This window comes from Brenneria salicis ATCC 15712 = DSM 30166 (assembly GCF_003315515.1).
In the GTDB taxonomy this organism is placed as follows: domain Bacteria; phylum Pseudomonadota; class Gammaproteobacteria; order Enterobacterales; family Enterobacteriaceae; genus Brenneria; species Brenneria salicis.
In genome coordinates, this window is record NZ_QNRY01000024.1 from 15,725 (window position 1) to 39,023 (window position 23,299).

A 23,299-nucleotide genomic window follows, 5' to 3' on the forward strand; every position below is an offset into this window, starting at 1 on the left:
CATGTTTCATCGTCTGTGGACATTAATCATCAAAGAGTTACAGTCGCTGTTGCGTGAACCGCAAACCCGAACGATTTTGATTCTGCCGGTGATTTTTCAGGTTTTGCTGTTCCCGTTCGCCGCCACGCTGGATGTGACGAACGCCACCATCGAGATTTACAACGAAGATAACGGTCACGCCTCGATTGAACTGACCCAGCGCTTCGCCAACGCACAATCTTTTTCCAGGGTGATGTTGCTGCATAGCGCGCAGGACATCGCTCCAACGCTGGACAATCAGAAAGCGCTGCTGATCATTCGTTTTCCACCACAGTTTTCCCGCGCTATCGTCAGCGGCAACCAGACTACATTGCCGGTTATTCTGGATGGCCGCCGTTCAAACAGCGCCCAAATCGCCGCCAATGATGTGCAGCAAATCGTGCGTGATTATCAGTTGGAATTGCTGGGCAGCCAGCCGAAACAAAATAATAGCGAACTGGTTATTCGTCACTGGTACAACCCGAATCTTGATTACAAATGGTTCGTGGTGCCGTCATTGATCGCCATGATCACCACCATCGGCGTATTGATTGTAACGGCGCTGTCCGTCGCGCGTGAACGCGAGCAAGGGACGCTGGAACAGCTTCTGGTTTCTCCGCTGTCAACCTGGCAGATATTTGTCGGCAAAGCGGTTCCCGCCCTGTTCGTCGCCACGTTTCAGGCCACCATCGTGCTGCTGGCGGGCATATTCGCCTTCCAGATCCCTTTCGCCGGTTCGCTGTTGCTGTTTTACGCCGCCATGCTGATATATAGTCTGTCGCTGGTGGGATTCGGCCTGCTGATTTCATCGCTGTGCGCCACAAAACAGCAGGCGTTTATCGGCGTCTTTGTCTTTCTTATGCCCGCCATTCTGCTCTCCGGTTACATCTCGCCGGTGGAAAACATGCCGGCGTGGTTACAACAACTCACCTGGATCAATCCTATTCGCCACTTCACCGATATCACCAAGCAGATTTACCTGAAAGACGCGGATTTCACGATCATCTGGCGCAGTCTGTGGCCGTTACTGACGATCACCATCACCACCGGCAGCGCCGCCTATGCGATGTTCCGGCGCAATATTGCGTAAAAGTCCATATTAAGGCCTTATCTGGACATCGATCTTTGGCTCAGCTAAGTTTACGTTCAGCATTCACGCTAAATAGTGTGATTGGCATGCTTTTATTCAGTACCAGGCAAAGTATCAGAGAGGCATTATTGCGCTATTGCTTACGCAAAGAATAAATTTGCGCAAAGCGTAAGTTACGAAAAACAAAAATCCCCCGGCAACTCACGTTACCGGAGGATTGAGGAAACCAAACCAGACGGTTTAGCGGCGGTTGCCGAAGATACGCAGCAGCATCAGGAACAGGTTGATGAAATCCAGATACAGCGTCAGGGCGCCGACGATGGAATATTTACGGAAATTATCCTTATCGTCCACGGATAACGCTTCACCGATACGTTTCAGTTTCTGCGTGTCATAGGCGGTCAATCCCACAAACACCACCACGCCGATATACGTCACCACCCACATCAGCGCTTCGCTTTTCAGCCACAGATTCACCAGCGAGGCCAGCACAATTCCAATCAACGCCATAAACAACATGCTGCCCAAACCGCTCAGATCGCGTTTGGTGGTGTAACCGTACAGACTCATGGCGCCAAACATCCCGGCGGTGATAACAAAGGTACTGGCGATGGACTCACCGGAATACATGATGAAAATGCTGGAAATCGTCAGTCCGGTCAGGGCGGAGTACAGCATAAAGAGTTTGGTCGCCACGCCGCCGCTCAGCCGCTGCACCATGCCGGAAATCACAAACACCAGACCCAGTTGCGCGATAATCAGACCAAAAAAGGTAATCTGACTGGAGAAAACAAAATTCAGCACCGCTGGCGTGTTGGCGGCATACCAGGAAACGAACGCCGTCAACAGCAACCCGCAAGTCATCCAGCCATAGACCTGCGCCATATAAGCCTGAAGGCCGGATTGAGCGCGTTCAACAATCGAATCATTTGAGCGTGGATACCTGTCCATGATTTTACCTTTGAATTACGTTTATACATAAGGGACATCTCGTCCCGCCTGTGTTCATCCTAACACATAAATGTCGGTTCAGCCGCCGCCGGACCAGCGCGCCGCCGCCTGTTTGTCGCTGTCGCGCGCGTCGATCCAGCGTTCTCCCTGTGGCGTCGCTTCCCTTTTCCAGAACGGCGCACGGGTCTTCAAATAGTCCATAATGAATTGCGCCGCGTCAAAGGCATCTCGGCGATGGGCGGCGCTGACGCCGACAAACACGATCTCCTCGCCGGGATAGAGCGCGCCGATCCGGTGGATGACGCTCGCACGCGGCAGCGCCCAACGTTCACGCGCCAGCGCGACAATCTCCGCCAGCGCTTTTTCCGTCATGCCGGGATAGTGTTCCAGCGTCAACGCGCTGACATCGGCAGCCAGATTGTGGTTGCGCACTTTGCCGGTGAAGGTGACGACCGCGCCATCTTCTTCGCATTGCGCCAGCCACTGATATTCATCACCGACGTTAAAGCAGGCTTCGCCGACGCGAATACGGGTTTCCGTCATCGTCATCCTCCCGTCACCGGCGGGAAAAAGGCGACTTCATCGCCATCCTGTAGCGGATGGTGCATCTCCACTAGCGATTGATTGACCGCCGCCAGCAACTTGCCGGACTCCAGCGCCAACGCCCAGCGGGAACCACGCAGACACAGCGCCTGCCGTAACGCCTCAACCGTCGCGTACCCGGCGGGCAAGACGAGCTTATCCGTCTCGGTCAATTCCCGTACCTGGGCGAAAAACAGGACATTAATCATCACGCCTCCGCCTGAAAATCCCCGGATTTGCCGCCGCTTTTCGCCAGCAGACGCACCGGGCCGATCACCATGTCTTTTTGTACGGCTTTGCACATGTCATAAATCGTCAGCGCCGCCACCGATGCCGCCGTCAGCGCTTCCATCTCCACGCCGGTTTTACCGGTCAGGCGGCATAGCGACTCGATACGCACCCGGCTATGCTCAGGTTGCGCCTCCAGCCCGACCGCCACTTTACTGAGCAGCAGCGGATGACAAAGCGGGATCAGTTCCCAGGTGCGCTTCGCCGCCTGAATACCGGCAATCCGGGCGGTGGCGAAGACATCGCCTTTATGGTGACTGCCATCCATAATCATCGCCAGCGTCTGCGGCGCCATTTCAACAAAGGCTTCCGCCCTGGCTTCACGCACCGTTTCCGCTTTGGCGGAAACATCCACCATCGATGCTTCGCCAGCGGCGTTAATATGGGTTAATTGTGGTTGTGACATTTTAGGTTGTGGCATCGTTAAACTAACTTTTTCAGATGAGGATAAAAGTTGCAGGGCTTTTGCCGCGCATCCAGTTGATCCTGAATGATACGCTCCCAGGCGGAATGACAAGCGCGGGTTGAACCCGGCATGGCGAAAATCGCCGTCTGATTGGCCAGCCCCGCCGTCGCTCTGGATTGCAATGTGGCGGTGCCGATATCTTCATACGACACCATGCGGAACAGTTCGCCAAAGCCGGCGATTTCGCGGTCGAATAATACGCCGACCGCCTCCGGCGCCTGATCGCCGGGGGTCAATCCGGTGCCGCCGTTAATCAGAATGACCTGCACATCGTCACTGGCGATCCAGGTCGAAACCTGCGCTCTGATCTGATATCGATTCTCTTTGACGATAGCGCTGGCGATAATACGGTGTCCGGCGGACTGCGCGGCTTCACGCAGGTAATCGCCAGACGTTTCATCGGTTTGCGTGCGATGATCAGACACGGTGAGCACCGCAATATTGAGAGGAATAAATTCGCTGCTGACTTTACTCATACCAGACTCCTGACGGATAGACGTTGCGGGGCGCTTAGCCACCAATAAACGACAGATTCTGCGTGATGCCACTGTTGCCCTGATGCAGGAAGTGGGTCTGTTTCTTGGCGGTCAAGCCGCCGGAAATACGCATTTTCAATGCTTCCCGTTGCTCATCGTCCGCCATCAGGTCACGCAGTTGGATCCCCTTGTCGCCAAACAGACAAAGATGCAGGTTGCCGATGGCCGACACCCGCAGGCGATTACAACTCAGGCAGAAATCTTTCTCATAAGGCATAATCAGCCCGATTTCGCCTTGATAGTCGGCATGGCGGAATACCTGCGCCGGGCCGTCGCTGCGTCCGCGCGCCTGCGGCTCCCAGCCTTGCCGCAACAGGCGCTGGCGGATCACGTCGCCGGAAATATGGTGTTTTTTGAACAACGCGCCGACCTCGCCGGTTTCCATCAGTTCGATGAAACGCAATTGAATCGGACGATGTTTGATCCAGGCCAAAAAATTTTGCAAACTGGTATCGTTGACATCGCGCATCAATACGGTATTCACCTTGACGCGGGTGAAACCGCAGGCAAACGCGGCGTCGATGCCGTCCATAACCTGCCGAAAATTATCCTGCCCGGTAATGGCGTGAAACTGACGCGCGTCCAGACTGTCGACGCTGACGTTCAGTGCGGTCAGACCGGCCTCGCGCCATCGCGCGACATCACGCGCCAGACGATAGCCATTGGTGGTCACCGCCAGCGTGCGGATCGCCGGATTTTCGCGGATCGCGGCAATGATATCGACAAAATCACGCCGCAGAGAAGGTTCTCCGCCGGTAAGACGGACTTTCTCCGTGCCAAGTTCCGCAAACGCACGGCTGACGCGACGAATTTCATCGAGTGATAAGAAATGATGGGGATTGTTGCCATTCGGCTGATAGCCATCCGGCAAACAATAGCGACAACGAAAGTTGCAGACATCAGTTATCGACAGGCGCAAATAGTAAAACTTGCGCGCAAACGCATCAGTCAGTTGACTCACCATAAACACCTTACCAAATACGGGAGATGCAGGCGTTTCCACCACGCACCCTGGCGACCATTCGGTCACGGCCAGAGCGCCGTATCATGCGTCGTCAACGCATCACTTAGGCGCCAAGGCTAGGAGTTTGATTCCTGAGGACACATCGGCAAATAAGCCCGGCACATGCGCCACAGAGATCGTGATTTGCTTGATTAGTTTACCGCCGATTATGGCCGGCAGTCACTTAAAAAACCGGTATATAAATAAATATATAACGATTTTTCAATAATTTATGCTGAATCAGCATACGGTAAAAGCGGCAGCATAAATTGTCTAAAATCATATCAGAAGAAGGATTTTTCGCCTTTTAAGCAAAAATCGGCTACCTTACCGGCAGCAACGAGCGTTTCATTTCCGCTATCATTTCTGTTCAGGCTTTCAGCACTTAAGGATTACTATGCGCAATCGCCTGTTGGCCGACCTTGACCGGGTTGTCGCCCTTGGCGGCGGACACGGATTAGGCCGTGTCCTGTCTTCCCTCTCATCTCTGGGATCACGGCTGACAGGCATTGTGACGACCACAGACAACGGCGGTTCGACCGGTCGGCTCCGTCGCTCGGAAGGCGGCATCGCCTGGGGCGATACCCGCAACTGTCTGAATCAGTTGATTACCACTCCCAGCATCGCCTCCGCGATGTTTGAGTACCGATTTAATGGCAGCGGCGAACTGGCTGGTCATAATTTGGGCAATCTGATACTGAAAGCGCTCGATGATCTGAGCGTTCGTCCGCTCGAAGCAATCAATCTGGTGCGGAATCTGTTGAAAGTGGACGCCTTTCTGATCCCCATGTCTGAACAGCCGGTGGATTTGCAGGCCACGGATGAGCAGGGGAACCCGGTTTATGGCGAAGTCGCCATCGATCTGTTATTGACCTTGCCGCAGGAACTGACGCTATTCCCGCCTGTGCCGGCGACACAGGAAGCCCTGAGCGCGATCGCGCAAGCCGACCTGATTCTGATCGGCCCCGGCAGTTTTCTGACCAGCCTGATGCCGCTGTTGCTGCTGCCCGATCTGGCGCGAGCGTTGCGCCGCACGCAGGCGCCGATGGTTTATATCGACAATTTGGGCAGAGAACAGAGTCAGGCCGCCGCCAGATTGTCGCTGCGGGAAAAACTGGATCTGATGGAAGAAAAGATTGACCGCCAGGCGATCGACGCCGTTATCGTCAGTCCGAACACGGACGTCAGCCAGATAGATGATCGTTTGGTGGCGCAGCAAGCGCTGGACGCGGCGGATGTGCCGCATCATCACGACCGTCAATTACTGCATCAGGCGATAGAGAGCGTGCTGCAAAAGCTGGGATGATTAATCCCGTAGCCAAGGCGTATATGTTACGCCCACCAGCATCCCTTCCGGGCTGAGAAAGCGCGTCACCTTTTGACCCCAAGGCTCCAGACGATTCTCCACCAACAGCGGATAGCCTTGATCTTTGATAGCCTGCGTCGCCTGCGCCATATCGCTCACTTCAAACTCCAGCCAACTTTGCGGCACAGGTAGCTCGGTCGGCCACTGCTCCCGACCAAAACAGGATTCGCTGGCTTGTTCGAGCGGCCAGAGGGCAAAGTGTTTTACGCCATCCAGCGCATCCGTAACCAGATAATCACGGTTACCCTCCAACGGCTTCAATGGCAGAGCAAGTGTTTCGACATAAAACGAATAACCCGTCGGAACCGATTTTACGATGGGGCCAAAGCCTGCGATAAATAACACATGTACACCAGGGATTTCGCTATCCATAAATCACCTCTCAAAATATTTCCACTCACGACGGTTATCAGGAAGCGGCGATAAACTGCGCACGCAATGCCTGCACTTCGTCACGCAGTTGGGCGGCTTCTTCAAATTCCAGGTTCTGCGCGTGCGTCATCATTCTGCTTTCAAGTTCGCGAATTTTCTGCTCCAGCGCCTTCGGCGTCAGCAAGGCATAGCTGGCTGACGGTTCAGCGGCTTTCTTACCGCGTCCTCTGCCCTTGCCGTGAACCGACTGACCGATTTGCAGAATATCCCCGATTTTTTTGTTTAACCCTTGCGGCACAATGCCGTGTTCCAGATTGTAAGCCTGTTGTTTTTCACGGCGACGCTCGGTTTCGCTGATGGCGCGCGCCATTGACGGCGTGATTTTATCGCCGTACAGAATCGCCTTGCCGTTCAGATTACGCGCCGCACGGCCAATAGTCTGGATCAGGGAACGCTCCGAACGCAGGAAGCCTTCTTTGTCGGCATCCAGAATCGCCACCAACGAGACTTCCGGCATGTCCAGACCTTCCCTCAGCAGGTTGATCCCCACCAGCACATCAAATTCGCCCAGCCGCAAATCACGGATGATCTCCACACGTTCGACAGTATCGATATCCGAATGCAGGTAACGCACGCGCTCGCCGTGCTCTTCCAGATATTCGGTTAAATCTTCCGCCATGCGCTTGGTCAGCGTGGTCACCAGCACGCGCTCCTTCACCGCGACGCGCAAACGTATTTCGGACAACAGGTCATCCACCTGGGTGGCGACCGGACGCACCTCAAGCAGCGGGTCCAACAGGCCGGTAGGCCGCACCACCTGATCGATCACTTCGCCGCCGGATTTTTCCATCTCGTAGTTGCCGGGCGTGGCGGAAACGTAAATCGTCTGCGGGGCCAGCGCCTCAAACTCATCGAATTTCATCGGACGGTTATCCAGTGCGGAAGGCAGGCGGAAACCATACTCCACCAACGTCTCCTTACGCGCCCGGTCGCCACGGTACATCCCGCCAATCTGCGGGATCGTCACGTGGGATTCATCCACCACCAGCAATCCATCGGCCGGCAGGTAGTCAAAGAGCGTCGGCGGCGCCTCGCCGGGACCGCGCCCGGACAGAAAGCGCGAGTAGTTTTCAATACCAGAGCAATAACCCAGTTCGTTCATCATTTCCAGATCGAACTGCGTGCGCTGGCTGAGACGCTGCTCTTCCACCAGCTTATCGTTCGCCAGCAGCACCTTGCGGCGTTCCGCCAGTTCAATCTTGATATCTTCCATCGCCTGTAAAATACGCTCGCGCGGCGTCACGTAGTGCGTTTTAGGATAAATAGTATAACGCGGCATGGTCTGAATCACTTGCCCAGTGAGTGGATCAAATAGCGATAGCCGTTCGACTTCTTCATCGAACAGTTCGACGCGCAGCGCCACATCATCCGATTCGGCAGGAAAGATGTCGATCACTTCGCCCCGCACGCGGAAAGTGCCGCGCTGAAACGCCTGATCGTTGCGGGTATACTGCAATTCCGCCAGCCGCCGTAAAATTGCGCGCTGGTCAATCAGCATCCCCTGCGTCAGATGCAGCATCATTTTCAGATAGAGATCGGGATCGCCCAGACCGTAAATCGCCGACACTGAAGCCACCACCACCACGTCGCGGCGTTCCAATAACGCTTTGGTCGCCGAAAGACGCATTTGCTCAATGTGTTCATTCACCGATGCGTCTTTCTCGATAAAGGTATCAGAGCTTGGCACATATGCTTCAGGCTGGTAATAGTCGTAGTAAGAGACGAAGTATTCCACCGCGTTATCGGGGAAAAACGCTTTCATTTCGCCATACAACTGCGCGGCCAGCGTCTTGTTCGGCGCCAGGATCATGGTGGGACGGTTCAAATCCGCGATCACATTGGCGATAGTGAACGTTTTGCCGGAACCGGTTACGCCCAGCAGCGTCTGATGCGCCAGCCCATCTTCCAGCCCCTCCTCCAAACGGCGAATGGCCTCAGGCTGATCGCCTGCCGGTTTAAATTCGGATTTCAGTTTAAAGACTTTACTCATAGTTAAACACGCTACTCATGAATGGGCGGTCAAATGACAAGCGAATGGGACGGTCTGAGCCTTTTAACCCAGCGACTTTTCACTGTATCAATTATGGGAATCAAACGCAGACTTTACTAGCGGCATAATACTGGATATAAAAACAGCATCAAGAAAATTATTGCTCTGCTGGATGATGATGAAACTCATTAATTGACTAGCACATTCAGGCACGAACCGCCAGCCATTATCAGTATTATTTATCCCCAGTTTTACAATTTCTGTAACGTAAAAGAATGACCCTTGCCGTTAATTTATGCAACGATGCCCCAACCTGCATCAAGAGACTTGATTTTAATCAACACCATGATTTTTATTGAATTAATTAAAAAGCAGAGAATAACGTCAACCTGGCGAAAACCCGCGTCCGCTCTCGTCTGGCGCGATTTTTCTGTCTCTAATGCACACAGTTATCCACAGAAATGGTGGATAACTCCCACAACCCCGCATCCGGGCTGAGTTGCTGAAACACTACGTTCATCCTTGATGACGACTGAAATGGATTTTTCTCACCTTCTTTGTACGATTTATCTTATCAGTATAGATTGAAAAATGCTAAAAACGCTCTCTGCTATGCAGGCGGTTAATCCAATCGCGACAGATCAAGATATCGCCCTAAATCCTGTTGCAATGGCGCCGTCAAATGTGGAATTTCACCCAACAGCGGGGCGGATAGACGCTGCCGCAAACTGCTCAGATATTCTTGATGCCGCTTGCCTGGCGGCATGACGTCGTTGGCGATCCAGCCACGCAACGTCAATCCCGAATGCGTAATCACGCTGGCGGTCAATAACGCATGATTAATGCAGCCCAGCTTAATCCCGACCACCAGAATGATCGGCAATTGCTCCCGGCTGACCCAATCGGCAAAGGTTGCCTGTTGCGACAGCGGCGTAAACCAACCGCCGGCACCTTCCACCAGCAACCAGTCGGCCTGCGTCTCCAGCCTGCGCAAACCGGCGGACAGCGCAGCCAGATGAATTGGCCGCCGCTCCTCGACGCTGATAATGTGCGGCGATGTCGGTTCGACAAACGCCATCGGATTCACCGCCTGATAATCGAGCGGCACGCTGCTGTTGGCCTGAAGCGCTAATGCGTCGCTGTTGCGCACGCCCGCAGGGGTGATGTCGCAGCCGGAGGCGACCGGCTTATAGCCCGCGGTTCGATACCCGGCCTGATGCGCGGCCTGCAACAAGGCGCAACTGGCGATGGTCTTGCCGACTTCCGTGTCCGTACCGGTGACGAACCAGCGTTTAATCACGATAAATCACCCCGTAAATCAAATGATAGCTGAGCGGATAACCTTCTGGCCGACGCGGATAGACCGCCGAAAACCCGTTGAGACGGGACCGGCTGAGCAATCCCGGCGCGCGCCCCTGCTGTAACCAGGTCGCCCCAATGCCTTTCAACGATTTCATTAAGTTCAGCACATCCGGGAAATAACAGGTGATACACTCCTGATGGAGTTGATGGCGATAAGGCTGACAGGCCGCCGCAATCGCCTCCGCCGGAAGAAAATGATTTACCCGCCGTGTGCCGTCCCACTGCGCCCAGGCCTGAGAAAGCTCATGCAGCGACCCCGCCGCCAGCGTGGAAAACGCGATGATCCCCGTCCTGCGCGTGACGCGGTACAACTCCGCCAGCGCACGGGGTAAATCATCACACCACTGGACTGCCAGATTGCTATAACTGATATCCACGCAGCCCGCGCCCAGCGGCAAGTGTTCAATATCCCCTTGCACGTAACATTCCGCCGCCCGCTGCTCGCGGGCATAGGCCAACATGGTCGGCGAAAGATCCAATGCGGTAACGTGCTTCCCCTGCCGTTGCCAATGCCGGCTGAAATAACCGGTGCCGCAACCCGCATCCAGAACCTGTATCCCGTTATGGGCCGGCATCAGGTCGAGCAGATGCTCCCCGCTGGCGCGCTGCACGTCGGCAAAACGATCGTAACTGGCCGCCGCCCGGCCAAAGGCCTGCGCAATCGCGTGTTTATGGTCGATGTCAGTGAACATGATGCAATACCGTCAGCAGTCGTTCGATATCTTCCGGCTGATGCGCCGCCGTTAACGTAATACGTAAACGCGCGCTGCCGGACGGCACGGTGGGCGGGCGCATCGCACTCACCCACAACCCTTGTTCACGCAACGCCGCCATTAACGCCAGCGCGCGCCCATTCTCCCCCACCACCAGCGGCTGGATGGCGCTCCGCGAATCCATCAATGAGTACGGCGAGCCTGAAAAACCGGCGTGGAAGCGGGTAATATGGCGTTGCAACGCCTCCCGCCGCGCCGGTTCGTTGCGGATACAGTGTATTGCGGCGCTCAGTGCGCACGCCTGCGGCGCGGGCATGGACGTGCTGTAAATCAGATGACGGGCGAACTGTAAGAAATATTCCGCCAGCGGTTCATCACACAATACGGCGGCGCCGCTGACGCCGAAAGCCTTGCCGAACGTCACAATCAGCAACTCCGGTTTTACCCCCTGCTGCCAACAGCTTCCACGGCCTTCTTCTCCCAACACGCCAATACCGTGGGCATCATCCACCATCAGCCATGCGCCGTGCGCAATTGCTTGCGCGTGCAATTGCGCTAACGGCGCCGTATCACCGTCCATACTGAAGACGCCTTCGGTCACCACCAGCGTTTGGCCTTCTACGGGTTTCGCCAGCAAGTGTTGCAGGCTAGCCGCCTGATTATGCCGAAAACGCCGTAGCTCAGCCGGTGAATGCGCCGCCGCTTCCAGCAAAGACGCATGACTCAGCTTATCCGCCAGAATGCGATCGCCTGTCTGAGTCAACGCCGCCACCACCGCCTGATTAGCCGCGTAGCCGGAAATAAACAGCAGCGCGCGCGGATAACCGAGCCAGTCGGCCAACTGCGTTTCCAGTACGGCATGCGCATCGGTATAACCCGTCACATGACCGGAACCGCCGCTGCCCACGCCGTATTGCGCCGCGCCTTGCTGCCAGGCGCGGATAATCTCAGGGTGATGGCTTAACCCCAGATAGTCATTACTGGAAAAATTAAGATAACAGCGCCCGCCCTGCATCAGCCAACGCCCGCTGCCACCCTGATTAATCTGGCGCTGGCGATACGCATCATCCTGCCGCCTCTGCGCCAACGCCTGTTCAATACGCGTTTGCCAACTCATCGCTCATCGCTCCGCGCGAGTAGCCGCGGCCCGGTTTTAAACCGCGGCATTATAGAATTGCTCGCTGTCGCCATGAGTCAGTTGCTGCGTCAGCCGCTGCCGCTGTTGGTTGTCACCGTATTCGACGTCGGTCTGCTGCGGGTTCAGCCCCAGCTTGCGGAATAACGCCAGATCCTTGTCTTCTTTCGGGTTCGGCGTGGTTAACAGCTTGCAACCATAGAAAATGGAGTTGGCGCCCGCCATAAAGCACATGGCCTGTGTTTGTTCATTCATCTGTTCGCGCCCGGCGGATAGCCGCACATAAGAAGAGGGCATCATGATGCGCGCGACGGCGATGGTGCGGATAAAATCAAACGGATCGACATCGTCGTTATCGGCCAGCGGCGTGCCTTTTACTTTGACCAGCATGTTAATCGGCACGCTTTCCGGCGGCGTCGGCAGGTTGGCGAGTTGCACCAGCAACCCGGCCCGATCGCGCACCGTCTCACCCAGTCCGACAATCCCGCCGGAGCATACCTTGATCCCGGCGTCACGTACCTTATCCAGCGTATCCAACCGTTCCTGATAGCTGCGCGTGGTGATGATGTTGCCGTAGAATTCCGGCGAGGTATCCAGGTTGTGGTTATAAAAATCCAGCCCCGCGCCGGCCAGACGCTGCGCCTGATCGCCGTTCAACGCGCCAAGCGTCATGCAGGTTTCCATACCCAGTGCTTTGACGCCCTGCACCATCCGCTCCAGATAAGGCATGTCGCGCTCATGGGGATTTTTCCATGCCGCGCCCATACAGAAGCGGGTCGAACCGGCCGCTTTTGCCTGGCGCGCCGATTCCAGCACTTGCTCCACCTGCATCAGCCGTTCCGTTTCAATCCCGGTGCGATAACGGGAACTTTGCGGACAATATTTACAATCTTCGGGACAAGCGCCGGTTTTTATCGATAACAGCGTACTGACCTGCACCTGACGGGGATCGAAGTGCTGGCGATGTACTTGCTGGGCTTCAAACATCAGTTCCAGAAACGGTTTATTGAATAGCTTTTGTGCTTGCTCAAGCGTCCAGTAAATTCGGTCAGCCATTTCAGCTTCTCCAAAATAAAAACGTTTCGTCAGTTTAAATTAACCCGATATACTGTCAACCAAATAGAATTAAATTTGGTTGACATAAGATCATCATGACCCCGGAAGACTTAGCTTTTGATCAGCGCCATATCTGGCATCCATATACGTCAATGACGCAGCCTCTGCCCTGTTATCCGGTGGTGTCGGCCAATGGCGTCGAACTGCAACTGGATGACGGACGGAAACTGATCGATGGCATGTCATCCTGGTGGGCGGCTATCCACGGTTATAATCATCCGGTCATTAATCAAGCGGTTGAGCGGCAACTGGCTTGTATGTCGCACGTCATGTTCGGCGGGATCACCCATCCGGCGGCCATTGCGCTGTGCCGTCAGTTGGTTGACGTCACCCCGGTCGGACTGGAGTGCGTGTTTCTGGCTGACTCAGGTTCCGTTGCCGTTGAAGTGGCGATGAAGATGGCGCTGCAATACTGGCAGGCGCGCGGCGCCGTGCGGCAGCGCTTTCTCACCCTGCGCCACGGCTATCATGGCGATACCTTTGGCGCAATGTCGGTTTGCGATCCGCACAACGCCATGCACAGCCTGTATCAGGGGTATCTTCCTCAACATTTGTTTGTGGCTGCGCCGCAGTGTGGTTTTGATGCCGACTGGCAGGATGAGGACATTGCGCCATTGCGAACCATGCTGGCCGAACAGTCGCACACGATCGCCGCCGTCATTCTCGAGCCGATCGTTCAGGGGGCGGGCGGTATGCGCTTTTATCATCCAACCTACCTGCGACAGGTGCGTGAGCTATGCGAGCAGCATGGCGTGTTGCTGATAGCGGATGAAATTGCCACCGGGTTTGGTCGTACCGGTAAGCTGTTCGCCTGCGAACACGCAGCGATCACCCCGGATATTCTCTGTCTGGGGAAAGCGCTGACCGGCGGTTATATGACATTATCCGCCACCTTGACCACCCGCACGGTAGCCGAAATCATCAGCAACGGCGCGGCAGGCTGCTTTATGCACGGCCCGACCTTTATGGGCAACCCGCTGGCCTGCGCCGCCGCCAACGCCAGCTTGTCGTTGCTGGCGGAAAATCGCTGGCAACGGCAGGTAACGGCGATTGAGCAACAATTGCGCCAGGCGCTGTCCCCGTTCGCCGCCTCCGAACTGGTCGCCGATGTGCGGGTGTTGGGCGCAATCGGTGTTGTGGAAACCCGCCGCCCGGTAAATATGGCGCGACTGCAACGTTTTTTTGTTGAACGAGGCGTGTGGCTGCGTCCCTTCGGCAAACTGATTTATCTGATGCCGCCATTTATTATCCAGCCTGAGGATTTGCGCAAATTAACGGATGCCATTGGCGTCGCCTTGAACGACGAACGTTTATTTCAATAAATGCTTTCAAGGCGACGCGTTTATCTCGGTCGCCGCCTTGAAATAAAGAGCCACGAATTTATTGTATAGATGGGTGCACACTTATAATTAATATTACTGTTATGCAGACGCCAGTATTATCGCCATCATGATTTTAAATATATTTAAATTATAAAAAGAACCAAAACAATCAATTTAAATAAATTATTAATATAAATTAAGTAATTATTTAAACACCACAAAAACCCTCCCCTGATAATATAAATCAATCATTGTATTGAAAATACTATGGACAGTTACCAAGTCCGTGGGAAATTCCTCATGGCTTCCCCCCAAAGCATAATATTTAAAAAGGAGATTTTTATGCTTACCATCAATAGGCCCGTATTATCCTCTTTTCGCGCATTACTTCCGATGCTCATCGCAACGTCATTATTTTCCCCATTGACGGCTTCCGCCGTCAGTTCATCAAAAGACGCGGATAAAATTTTTTTTGAGGATAATAAATATTACGTTTTCAATAACGTTTGGGGTAAAGACAAAGTAGAAAACTGGCAACAAACCATTTTTTATGACAAGGCTTCCAGCATGGGATGGAACTGGGATTGGCCGAGCAATACCTCTGATGTCAAAGCTTATCCTTCGCTGGTCAGCGGCTGGCACTGGACCGCTGGCTATACCGCCAATAGCGGCCTGCCGGTGAAACTATCCAGCGGTAAGCATATTACCACCCAGGTCGCCTACTCAATTGAAGCCACCGGCACTTACAATGCCGCCTATGACATCTGGTTCCATACCACGGCCAAAGCCAACTGGGATTCCACCCCGACCGATGAGTTGATGATCTGGTTAAATAGTACCAATGCCGGGCCTGCTGGCGAATATGTTGAAACCGTCAATCTGGGCGGCAGCAGTTGGAAAGTGTTTAAAGGATGGATAAACGCGGGCGACGGCAAAGGCTGGAACGTCTTCTCTTTTGTTCGCACCGCTAATACCAACAATGCGTCGATCAATATTCGCCATTTTACCAACTATCTGGTCGATAGGAAAAATTGGATGGGCAATGAAAAATATGTCAGTAGCGTTGAATTCGGCACCGAAATCTTTGGCGGCGACGGACAAATCAACATCAGCGAATGGCGCGTTGACGTGAAATAACCGGCCTTTCCCTGGTTCAACCCCGCCATCTATGCCCGTAACGCGGGGTTGAACCGTCGCACAGCCCCGGTTAAATAAACATCGCTTCCGCCTTACCGTCCTAAAATTCGTGATCTGTGGCACGCTAATTATATTAGCGCTATGATAGCCCCTTCCGTTAATCAGGAATTTCCCATGCGTAATACGATCACACTGTGCTGGCAGTATTTACGCGCTTTCGCATTGATTTATCTTTGCTTGATGGCAGGCAATGCGATATCCGCGTTATTACCGCTAACCATCCCCGGCAGCATCATTGGTATGCTGATTCTGTTCTCACTTCTTGCCTCGCAAATCTTACCCGCTCAATGGGTGAAACCTGGTTGCCATCTGTTCATCCGCTATATGGCGTTGCTGTTTGTACCGATTGGCGTGGGGGTGATGAATTATTATGACCTGCTTAGCCAACAGTTCGGCCCGATTGTCGTTTCCTGTCTTATCAGCACATTTATCGTCATGATCATCGTCGGTTTCAGCACGCAGATCATGCAACGCGAAAAAATCATTGTGGACAACCTGTTGCAAGGTAAGGATAAAGAATAATGTTGGTCTATCTGTGGTGGTCCCTGCCACTGACTCTGTTCGTTTTTTTCGCCGCGCGAAAACTGGCGATCTGGACCCAGAAGCCGTTGCTGAATCCGTTGCTGATTTCAATGGTGATTATCATTCCGCTGCTGCTGTTACTGAATATTCCTTACGATCACTATTTCAAGGGCAGTGAAATACTCAACGATCTGCTGCAACCAGCGGTGGTCGCGCTGGCGTTTCCCCTATATGAGCAGCTTCACCAAATCCGCGCCCGCTGGAAATCCATCATCAGCGTTTGTTTTATCGGCAGCGTGGCCGCCATTGTGTCTGGTACGCTGGTCGCATTATGGATGGGCGCCACGCCGGAGATTGCCGCGTCGGTGTTGCCTAAATCCGTCACGACGCCCATTGCCATGGCTGTCGCCAGTTCCATCGGCGGTATTCCCGCGATCAGCGCCGTCTGCGTGATTTTCGTCGGCATTCTGGGCGCGGTGTTAGGACACAGCCTATTCGATCGCATCGGCATTAAAACCAAAGCGGCGCGCGGCCTGTCGATGGGAACCGCTTCTCATGCCCTGGGTACGGCGCGTTGCGCGGAAGTGGACTTTCAGGAGGGGGCGTTCAGTTCATTAGCGCTGGTTATTTGCGGGATTATCACCTCGTTGATCGCGCCTTTTATCTTCCCTGTTCTGCTAAGTTTTTTTAGCCAGTGACCGCGAGTGATGAGATTCGGGAAAACGGATCTCATCCATCGTAATGACTTATTAATATCGCCGAAAAAAATTTGATATAGTTCTCACAATTAATATTTATTATTCATATATTACATTCGCAAAGAGATATTTATCGCAATTTATTGCTATTCTGCGGCTTAATACCGATTTATTGACCAGTAAATAGAGTCAGCCAATATGCATCCACGATTTGATAGCGCGTTTCAGCAGTTATCCGCCAATTTGCAGTCCGCGCTTGCTCCGATCCTGAACCGATCTGATTTTTCCGCCATGTTGATGGCCGATGAAGTTGAACGGTTATGTCTGGCCGGTGAGATGGATCGCGATACGCTGGCGTTTGCTTTATTACCGCTGGCGGCGGCTTGCGCGCAGGCCGACATTTCACATTTTCAGGTCGGCGCTATCGCCCAGGGATTAAGCGGCAACCTTTATTTCGGGGCCAACATGGAGTTTACTCGCGTTCAACTCCAACAAACCGTACACGCCGAACAGAGCGCCATCGCCCATGCCTGGCTGCGCAATGAAACAGGGTTAAGTTCCGTTACGGTAAACTACACGCCGTGCGGTCACTGCCGACAATTCATGAATGAACTGAACAGCGCCTCAACACTGCGCATCCAATTGCCGGGACGTCAGCCCGCCTTGCTCAGCCACTATTTACCTGACGCCTTTGGCCCCGGCGATTTACACATTAAGACGCTATTGCTGGACGAGGTGGATCACGGCTATCGGCTGGAAAATGCGGATACATTAACGTTGCTCGCCCTAAATGCGGCCAACCGCAGTCATGCGCCTTATAGCCAGGCCATCAGCGGTATCGCGCTGGAAACGGTGAGCGGTCATCGCTACACTGGCCGTTATGCGGAAAACGCCGCCTTCAACCCCAGCCTGCCGCCGCTGCAAGCCGCTCTGAACCTGATGAATCTTGCCGGTGAAGCGCATACCGATATCCGTCGCGCCGCCCTTGTTGAGCGTAGAAATGTCGCCATCAGCCAGATGCCAATCACGCAATCCATGCTGTGCGAACTCGGCTGCAACGATATTATCCTGAGTTTTATTGACCAATAATAAGGAATGGTTTATTAGTTGAATCGATTCATCTTATTTTAATTACCCAGCGCAAGCCATCTGTAACTATTTTAATTAACAATTCCTGTACATATTTTCTGGGTAATTTAAGATCTGCTGAGCATTCTATTTATATCACCCGAATTCGTTTCTGTTACCCAAAGAGTAAAAAAGTCATGGAATTAGAATACGAAAGTAAACGTCCTCTCTACATCCCTTATGCTGGCCCAATATTGCTTGAATTTCCGTTGCTGAATAAAAACAGTGCTTTCACTGAAGAAGAACGCGCTGATTTTAACCTGCACGGCTTACTACCAGAAGCGGTTGAGACAATTGAAGAACAGGCCGAACGAGCCTGGCGTCAATACCAGGAATTCAAGAACGATATTGAAAAGCATGTCTATCTACGCAATATCCAGGATACCAACGAAACACTGTTCTACCGTTTGCTGGACGCTCATCTGAGCGAGATGATGCCAATCATCTATACGCCGACCGTGGGTGAAGCCTGTGAACACTTCTCCGATATCTATCGCCGTGCTCGCGGCTTGTTTATTTCCTACCCGAACCGCGCACATATCGACGACATGCTGCAAAACGCCACCAAACAGAATGTAAAAGTCATTGTCGTCACCGACGGTGAGCGTATTCTGGGTCTGGGCGATCAGGGCATCGGCGGGATGGGTATTCCAATCGGTAAGCTGTCGCTGTACACCGCTTGCGGTGGCATCAGTCCGGCTTACACCCTGCCGGTTGTTTTGGATGTGGGTACCAATAACCCGCAACGACTGAACGACCCGCTGTACATGGGCTGGCGTCATCCTCGTATTACCGATGACGACTATTACGAGTTCGTGGACGAATTTATTCAAGCCGTCAAACGCCGCTGGCCGGATGTGTTGTTGCAGTTTGAAGATTTCGCCCAGAAAAACGCCACCCCGCTGCTGAACCGCTATCGTGATGAAATCTGTAGCTTCAACGACGACATTCAGGGGACCGCCGCCGTCGCGCTGGGTAGCCTGATTGCCGCCAGCCGTGCGGCGGGCAGCCAGTTGCGCGATCAGACCGTGGTCTTCCTCGGCGCCGGTTCCGCCGGTTGTGGTATCGCCGAGCAGATTATTGCGCAGATGAAATCCGAAGGTTTGAGCGCAGATGAAGCGCGCGCCCGCGTGTTCATGGTTGACCGTTTCGGTCTGCTGACCGACAAGCTGCCGAATCTGCTCGACTTCCAGAGCAAGCTGGTGCAGAAAAGCGAGCGGTTGGCGAAGTGGGACGTCACCAGTGATGCCATCTCGTTGCTGGAAGTGGTCAGCAATGCCAAACCAACCATCCTGATCGGGGTATCCGGTCAGCCGGGCCTGTTCACGGAAGAAATTATCCGTGAAATGCACAGACACTGCGCACGTCCGATCGTTATGCCGCTGTCCAACCCCACGTCACGTGTGGAAGCCCGCCCGGAAGACATTATCCGCTGGACCGACGGCGCCGCGTTGGTCGCCACCGGCAGCCCGTTCAGCCCGGTAATCTATCAGGATAAGGTTTACCCGATCCCTCAGTGCAACAACTCGTTTATCTTCCCTGGTATTGGGTTAGGCGTGCTGGCCTCTGGCGCGAAACGTATTACCGACGGCATGTTGATGGCCGCCAGCCGCGCCTTGGCCGACTGCTCCCCGATGGCCACCAACGGTGATGGCGCGTTATTGCCGGATATCGCGGATATTCAGGAAGTGTCCAAACGCATCGCGCTGGAAGTGGGTAAAGCCGCACAGTTGCAGGGCGTCGCGGTAGTGACGTCGGGCGACGCGCTGGCGGATGCCATCGCACACAATTTCTGGCAACCGCAGTACCGTAACTACAAACGCACATCGTTCTAAGCAAGCCACATTGTAAAGCGTGACCAAAAAGCGCGGCGAAAGCCGCGCTTTTTGCAGTTAGCCTTTCAACTTTGGGTCCAACGCATCACGCAGTCCGTCCCCTAACAGATTAAACGCCAGCACCGTCAGGAAAATCGCCAGACTGGGGAAGATCGCCACATGTGGCGCAATCACCATATCGGAGCGGGCTTCATTGAGCATCGCTCCCCATTCCGGCGTCGGCGGCTGCGCGCCGAGTCCCAGAAATGACAGACTGGCCGCGGTAATGATCGACATGCCGATGCGCATGGAGAAATACACCACAATCGACGATATCGTCCCCGGCAGGATATGGCGGAAAACAATGGTCCAGTCGGATGCGCCGATACTGCGGGCCGATTCAATGTAAGTCTGCTGTTTCAGCACCAGCGTATTGCCCCTGACCAGCCGGGCAAACGCCGGAATGCTGAAAATCGCCACGGCGACAATCACATTCGCCATTCCGCTGCCCATGATCGCCACCACCGCGATCGCCAACAGGATGCCGGGAAACGCGAACAAGACATCGCAAATGCGCATGATGATGCGATCCCACCAGCCTTCGTAATAACCGGCCAACAATCCCAGTGACGTACCAATCAGCATGCCGACCAGTACGGAGAAAATCCCTGCGGCCAGCGAGATGCGCGTCCCTAACAGAATGCGGCTGAAAATATCGCGCCCCAACGAATCCACGCCCAACCAGTGCGCCGCGGACGGCCCCTCGTTCAAGCGATCGTAATCAAAGTAGTTTTCCGCATCATACGGGATCAGGTAAGGAGCCAGCACAGCAATAACCATCAGCGCTACCACAAATACGCCCGCCGCCAACGCCACATGCTGAGGCCGGAAACGCCGCCAGAACTCACGCCACGGCGTACGAATTTGATTCTCTTTGAGCACCGGCAGCGTGGATAACACCGCCTGACGTCGCCAGTTTCTCATTCTCTTTCCTTATTTATAACGAATCATTTATAACGAATCGACGGATTGATCGCGGCATACAGCATATCGACCAGCAAATTGATCAGAATAAACTCCAGCGAAAACAGCAACACTTCCGCCTGAATCACCGGATAGTCACGCATTTCCACCGAGTCGACCAACAATCGTCCCAGCCCCGGCCAGTTAAATACTTTCTCCACCACAATCGAGCCGCCCAGCAGAAAGCCGAATTGCAGACCCATCATGGTTACGACCGGGATCAACGCATTACGCAAGCCATGCTTGATTACCACCAGCGATTCGCGCACCCCCTTGGCCCGCGCCGTGCGCATATAGTCTTCCTGCATCACCTCGACGAAAGAAGCACGGGTGAAACGGGCCATCACCGCCGCCACCGCCGCCCCCAACGTAATGGAAGGCAAGATATAATGCAGCCAGGTATCCGCGCCGACCGTAGGCAACCAGCCAAGCTCAACGGAGAATATCTGCATCAGCAGCATTCCCAGCGCGAAAGCGGGAAATGAAATCCCGGATACCGCCAGCGTCATGCCAATCCTGTCCGGCCAGCCATTACGCCAGACGGCTGACGTCACCCCGATCGCCATGCCAAAAATCACCGCCCAGACCATACTGCTGACGGTGAGCCAGAACGTCGGCATAAAACGCATCGCGATCTCTTCCACAACCGGGCGCTTGGATACCATCGACAGCCCAAAGTCCCCTTGCAGACTGCGCGTAAAGAAATGCCAGAATTGTTTCGGCAGCGGCTTATCCAGCCCCAGATCCTGACGCACCAGTTCGATCACCGTCACATCCGCTTCCCGCCCGGCCACCAGACGCGCCGGATCGCCCGGCAACAAATGGACGAACAGAAAAACCAGCACCATGACGATCAGCAGCGTCGGAATTAGCCCCAATAGTCGTTTGATAAAATAATTCAGCATGAATGGGTTTCCACCCTTATTCCCCTGACGATTGACAAACAGCAGGGAGGCCCGCGGGCCTCCCTGATTACGCGGGCTATAATCGGTTTATTCTTTCAGATCCGCCTCGTCAAAGCTGAATGCGGTATCCGGCATCACATAAAAACCGGTCAGTTTTTTACTGTTGGCCGAAACCAGACGCTCCGTCGCCAGGAAAATCCACGGTGCATCGGCCCAGATTTTATCTTGTGCGTCTTTGTACAGTTTTTGCTTCTCCGTCCGATCGGTGGTTTGCAGCGCGTTGGTTAAATCCGCATCAACCTGCGGGTTACTGTAAAATGCCGTATTGAACAACGCAGGCGGCCAGGAGGCGGTGGCGAACAAGGGAGACAAGGCCCAGTCCGCTTCCCCGGTGGAAGCCGACCAACCGGTATAGAACAGGCGCACGCCGGTTTCCTTCACGCCCTTGCCTTCCACTTCCGCGGCCCGTTGACCGGCGTCCATCGCGGTGACCTGCACTTTGACGCCCACCTGCGCCAGTTGTTGTTGCGTAAACTGCAACACTTTCTGTGCCGTACTGTGGTTATGCGATGACCACAGCGTGGTGGTGAAACCATTGGGATAACCCGCCTCTTTCAACAGTTCGCGGGCTTTGGCCGGATCATAAGGCCACGGCTGATACTTCACCGCATAATCAATACTGGGCGGCAACGGCCCTTCCGCCGGGGTCGCATAACCCGAGAAAGCGACTTTAATCAGCGCGTCTTTATTAATGGCGTAGTTGAGCGCCTGACGCACCCGCAGATCGTCAAACGGCTTCTGTGTCACATTGATACTGATGTAACGATGCAGAATCGACGGCGACGCCATCAGTTCCAACTGGTCATTCTTTTCCAGCACGCCAGCCTGCTCAAACGGGATCGGATAGGCAAAGTGCGCCTCGCCGGTTTGCAGCAATGCCGCGCGCGTATTGTTATCCACCACCGGACGCCAGGTGATGCTATCGAGCTTCGGCAGCCCGGCTTTCCAGTAACCGTTAAACTTCTCGGCTTTGACGTAATCAGTCTGGTTCCAGGTCACAAAACGGTACGGCCCGGTTCCCACCGGATGGAAGCCGATCTCTTTGCCGTACTGTTTTAGCGCAGCCGGTGAAATCATTACCGCCGCAGGATGCGCCAGATTATTGATAAAGGCTGAGAATGGCGATTTCAGGGTGATTTTCACCGTCTGAGCGTCCACCACCTCGGTTTTATCAATCATTTTGAACAGGTTATAGCGTTTCAGCCGATTTTCCGGGTTGCTGGCGCGATCAAGATTCACCTTGACCGCCTCGGCGTTAAAATCCGTCCCGTCATGAAACTTCACGCCCGGATGCAGCTTGACGGTATACACCAGACCATCCCGGCTGGTTTTGTAACTCTCCGCCAGTACATTGACCAGCTTCATATCCTTGTCGAAACCAAACAGCCCCTGATAGAACGATTTGGCGACAGTCTGCGATAACGAGTCATTGGCATCGTAAGGATCAAGACTGGTAAAGTTGGATGCCACCGCAATCACCGCATCCTTGGCGGCCCAGGCAGGCGCAGTCGCCATTGCCGTCGCGATACCGGCGGCAACTAACCAGTTACGCTGTAAAGTAATCGCATTCATCATATTACGT

General features: G+C 54.1%; 23 protein-coding genes and 1 riboswitch. Of the genes, 8 read left to right on the top strand and 15 right to left on the bottom strand.

The window, feature by feature from the left end; genetic code table 11:
- Position 1: 1 nt before the first annotated feature.
- The gene (locus DES54_RS11125) at positions 2–1,108 is read left to right on the top strand and encodes an ABC transporter permease (RefSeq protein ID WP_113867362.1); all 1,107 of its coding nucleotides are present in this window, start codon (positions 2–4) and stop codon (positions 1,106–1,108) included.
- A gap of 240 nt (positions 1,109–1,348) precedes the next feature.
- Here DES54_RS11125 and DES54_RS11130 read toward each other — a convergent pair whose 3' ends face one another.
- The 6 genes from DES54_RS11130 to moaA all read right to left on the bottom strand — a co-directional run bounded on the left by DES54_RS11130 (position 1,349) and on the right by moaA (position 4,895).
- A complete protein-coding gene (locus tag DES54_RS11130; protein ID WP_113867364.1) occupies positions 1,349–2,059 on the bottom strand; it encodes a Bax inhibitor-1/YccA family protein in 711 nt (236 codons plus the stop codon).
- A gap of 78 nt (positions 2,060–2,137) precedes the next feature.
- Positions 2,138–2,602, bottom strand: coding sequence for a molybdopterin synthase catalytic subunit MoaE (moaE, locus tag DES54_RS11135; RefSeq protein ID WP_113867366.1), 465 nt, complete (start codon positions 2,600–2,602; stop codon positions 2,138–2,140).
- 2 nt (positions 2,603–2,604) lie between these two features.
- Complete coding sequence (moaD, locus tag DES54_RS11140; RefSeq protein WP_113867368.1) at positions 2,605–2,850, bottom strand: molybdopterin synthase sulfur carrier subunit; 246 nt, start codon at positions 2,848–2,850, stop codon at positions 2,605–2,607.
- Positions 2,850–3,335, bottom strand: a complete 486-nt coding sequence (gene moaC / locus DES54_RS11145; protein ID WP_113867443.1) for a cyclic pyranopterin monophosphate synthase MoaC — start codon at positions 3,333–3,335, stop codon at positions 2,850–2,852. Before moaC ends, moaD begins: the two co-directional genes overlap by 1 nt.
- Positions 3,336–3,352: 17 nt before the next feature.
- Positions 3,353–3,871 carry a molybdenum cofactor biosynthesis protein B gene (gene moaB / locus DES54_RS11150; protein WP_113867370.1) on the bottom strand — a complete coding sequence of 173 codons (519 nt, stop codon included), beginning with the start codon at positions 3,869–3,871 and terminating at the stop codon, positions 3,353–3,355.
- A gap of 34 nt (positions 3,872–3,905) precedes the next feature.
- Positions 3,906–4,895, bottom strand: a complete 990-nt coding sequence (moaA, locus tag DES54_RS11155; RefSeq protein WP_113867372.1) for a GTP 3',8-cyclase MoaA — start codon at positions 4,893–4,895, stop codon at positions 3,906–3,908.
- Positions 4,883–5,030, bottom strand: a riboswitch (molybdenum cofactor riboswitch). (Overlaps the previous gene by 13 nt.)
- 301 nt (positions 5,031–5,331) lie before the next feature.
- Here moaA and yvcK point away from each other — a divergent pair.
- Positions 5,332–6,240: a uridine diphosphate-N-acetylglucosamine-binding protein YvcK gene (yvcK, locus tag DES54_RS11160; RefSeq protein WP_113867374.1), complete on the top strand. Its 909-nt coding sequence runs from the start codon at positions 5,332–5,334 to the stop codon at positions 6,238–6,240.
- Here the strand turns inward: yvcK and DES54_RS11165 are convergent, their stop codons facing one another.
- From DES54_RS11165 to bioB, 6 genes are all read right to left on the bottom strand, one after another.
- Positions 6,241–6,672, bottom strand: a complete 432-nt coding sequence (locus DES54_RS11165; RefSeq protein WP_113867387.1) for a VOC family protein — start codon at positions 6,670–6,672, stop codon at positions 6,241–6,243. It lies immediately after the preceding gene.
- 37 nt (positions 6,673–6,709) lie between these two features.
- Entirely contained in the window at positions 6,710–8,722 is a 2,013-nt protein-coding gene (uvrB, locus tag DES54_RS11170; protein WP_113867389.1) for an excinuclease ABC subunit UvrB, read from the bottom strand.
- Positions 8,723–9,344: 622 nt separating this feature from the next.
- Positions 9,345–10,022, bottom strand: coding sequence for a dethiobiotin synthase (bioD, locus tag DES54_RS11175; protein WP_113867391.1), 678 nt, complete (start codon positions 10,020–10,022; stop codon positions 9,345–9,347).
- Positions 10,015–10,776: a malonyl-ACP O-methyltransferase BioC gene (gene bioC / locus DES54_RS11180; RefSeq protein WP_113867393.1), complete on the bottom strand. Its 762-nt coding sequence runs from the start codon at positions 10,774–10,776 to the stop codon at positions 10,015–10,017. Before bioC ends, bioD begins: the two co-directional genes overlap by 8 nt.
- Positions 10,766–11,914 carry an 8-amino-7-oxononanoate synthase gene (gene bioF / locus DES54_RS11185; RefSeq protein WP_113867395.1) on the bottom strand — a complete coding sequence of 383 codons (1,149 nt, stop codon included), beginning with the start codon at positions 11,912–11,914 and terminating at the stop codon, positions 10,766–10,768. Before bioF ends, bioC begins: the two co-directional genes overlap by 11 nt.
- Before the next feature lie 36 nt (positions 11,915–11,950).
- Entirely contained in the window at positions 11,951–12,988 is a 1,038-nt protein-coding gene (bioB, locus tag DES54_RS11190) for a biotin synthase BioB (protein WP_113867397.1), read from the bottom strand.
- Between the two features lie 95 nt (positions 12,989–13,083).
- On the opposite strand from bioB, the gene bioA reads away from it, so the two are divergent.
- From bioA to DES54_RS11220, 6 genes are all read left to right on the top strand, one after another.
- The gene (gene bioA / locus DES54_RS11195) at positions 13,084–14,370 is read left to right on the top strand and encodes an adenosylmethionine--8-amino-7-oxononanoate transaminase (protein ID WP_113867399.1); all 1,287 of its coding nucleotides are present in this window, start codon (positions 13,084–13,086) and stop codon (positions 14,368–14,370) included.
- A gap of 342 nt (positions 14,371–14,712) precedes the next feature.
- The gene (locus DES54_RS11200; protein WP_113867401.1) at positions 14,713–15,507 is read left to right on the top strand and encodes a GH12 family glycosyl hydrolase domain-containing protein; all 795 of its coding nucleotides are present in this window, start codon (positions 14,713–14,715) and stop codon (positions 15,505–15,507) included.
- Between the two features lie 174 nt (positions 15,508–15,681).
- A complete protein-coding gene (locus DES54_RS11205; protein WP_113867403.1) occupies positions 15,682–16,089 on the top strand; it encodes a CidA/LrgA family protein in 408 nt (135 codons plus the stop codon).
- On the top strand, positions 16,089–16,787 hold the full coding sequence (locus DES54_RS11210; protein WP_113867405.1) for a CidB/LrgB family autolysis modulator: 699 nt from the start codon (positions 16,089–16,091) through the stop codon (positions 16,785–16,787). The genes DES54_RS11205 and DES54_RS11210 overlap by 1 nt, the downstream gene beginning before the upstream one ends.
- Before the next feature lie 198 nt (positions 16,788–16,985).
- Complete coding sequence (gene cdd, locus DES54_RS11215; RefSeq protein ID WP_113867407.1) at positions 16,986–17,876, top strand: cytidine deaminase; 891 nt, start codon at positions 16,986–16,988, stop codon at positions 17,874–17,876.
- Positions 17,877–18,052: 176 nt separating this feature from the next.
- Positions 18,053–19,750 carry an NAD-dependent malic enzyme gene (locus DES54_RS11220; protein WP_113867409.1) on the top strand — a complete coding sequence of 566 codons (1,698 nt, stop codon included), beginning with the start codon at positions 18,053–18,055 and terminating at the stop codon, positions 19,748–19,750.
- A 57-nt stretch (positions 19,751–19,807) separates the two neighbouring features.
- Here the strand turns inward: DES54_RS11220 and gsiD are convergent, their stop codons facing one another.
- From gsiD to gsiB, 3 genes are all read right to left on the bottom strand, one after another.
- Positions 19,808–20,713 (bottom strand): glutathione ABC transporter permease GsiD, encoded by a 906-nt coding sequence (gene gsiD / locus DES54_RS11225; protein WP_113867411.1) that lies wholly within the window; start codon positions 20,711–20,713, stop codon positions 19,808–19,810.
- Between the two features lie 23 nt (positions 20,714–20,736).
- Positions 20,737–21,657, bottom strand: coding sequence for a glutathione ABC transporter permease GsiC (gsiC, locus tag DES54_RS11230; RefSeq protein WP_113867413.1), 921 nt, complete (start codon positions 21,655–21,657; stop codon positions 20,737–20,739).
- Positions 21,658–21,744: 87 nt separating this feature from the next.
- Complete coding sequence (gene gsiB, locus DES54_RS11235; RefSeq protein WP_113867445.1) at positions 21,745–23,289, bottom strand: glutathione ABC transporter substrate-binding protein GsiB; 1,545 nt, start codon at positions 23,287–23,289, stop codon at positions 21,745–21,747.
- Positions 23,290–23,299: the final 10 nt, after the last annotated feature.